The sequence below is a fragment of the Rhodococcus sp. NPDC057529 genome (assembly GCF_042802055.1).
GTDB lineage: Bacteria > Actinomycetota > Actinomycetes > Mycobacteriales > Mycobacteriaceae > Rhodococcus_F.
Map to the genome: position 1 here is coordinate 1 of NZ_JBHVEY010000066.1, position 1404 is coordinate 1404.

Sequence of the window (1404 nt, forward strand, 5' to 3'; positions counted from 1 at the left end):
CGTCAGTCCGTATACATCGTCTTACGACTTCGCACGGACCTGTGTTTTTAGTAAACAGTCGCTTCTCACTGGTCTCTGCGGCCCCACCCAGCTCAGGAAGCAAGTTCCATCACCGGACGAGGCCCCCCTTCTCCCGAAGTTACGGGGGCATTTTGCCGAGTTCCTTAACCATAGTTATCTCGATCGCCTTAGTATTCTCTACCTGACCACCTGTGTCGGTTTGGGGTACGGGCCGTGTGAAAGCTCGCTAGAGGCTTTTCTCGGCAGCATAGGATCACTGAATTCGCCTCATTCGGCTATGCGTCACCTCTCAGGCTGTGTGAATGGCGGATTTGCCTACCATTCGCCCTACAGGCTTACACCAGTATTACCACTGACTGGCTCAGCTACCTTCCTGCGTCACCCCATCGCTTGGCTACTACCAGATCAGGTCCCATGCATCCACATCCAGGGCCCCCGAAGGGACGTAAGGACGCTTCAGGATGGTTAGTATCACTGATTCACCAGGGGCGCGTTCACACGGGTACGGGAATATCAACCCGTTGTCCATCGGCTACGCCTGTCGGCCTCGTCTTAGGTCCCGACTCACCCTGGGCGGATTAACCTGGCCCAGGAACCCTTGGTCATTCGGCGGACGAGTTTCTCACTCGTCTTTCGCTACTCATGCCTGCATTCTCACTCGTGTGGCCTCCACGGCTGGGTCACCCCGCCGCTTCCATGGCCACACGACGCTCCCCTACCCACCCACACCACTGCCCAAGACTCCGCAGAATCAAGGGGGTGCATTGTGTGAGTGCCGCAGCTTCGGTGGTGTACTTGAGCCCCGCTACATTGTCGGCGCAGGATCACTTGACCAGTGAGCTATTACGCACTCTTTCAAGGGTGGCTGCTTCTAAGCCAACCTCCTGGTTGTCTTCGCGACCCCACATCCTTTTCCACTTAGTACACGCTTAGGGACCTTAGCTGGCGATCTGGGCTGTTTCCCTCTCGACTACGAACCTTATCGCCCGCAGTCTCACTGCCGCGCTCTCACTCACCGGCATTCGGAGTTTGGCTGATTTCGGTAAGCTTGTGGGCCCCCTAGACCATCCAGTAGCTCTACCTCCGGTGAGAAACACGCGACGCTGCACCTAAATGCATTTCGGGGAGAACCAGCTATCACGGAGTTTGATTGGCCTTTCACCCCTACCCACAGCTCATCCCCTCAGTTTTCAACCTAAGTGGGTTCGGTCCTCCACGACGTCTTACCGTCGCTTCAACCTGGCCATGGGTAGATCACTCCGCTTCGGGTCTAGAACATGCCACTCAAAACGCCCTATTCGGACTCGCTTTCGCTACGGCTACCCCACACGGGTTAACCTCGCGACATGCCACTAACTCGCAGGCTCATTCTTCAAAAGGCAC

1 rRNA gene is annotated in these 1404 nt (G+C 56.4%); it reads right to left on the reverse strand.

From position 1 onward, the window contains the following. Positions 1-1404 (reverse strand): 23S ribosomal RNA (locus ACFU5V_RS43025); the annotation flags it as partial.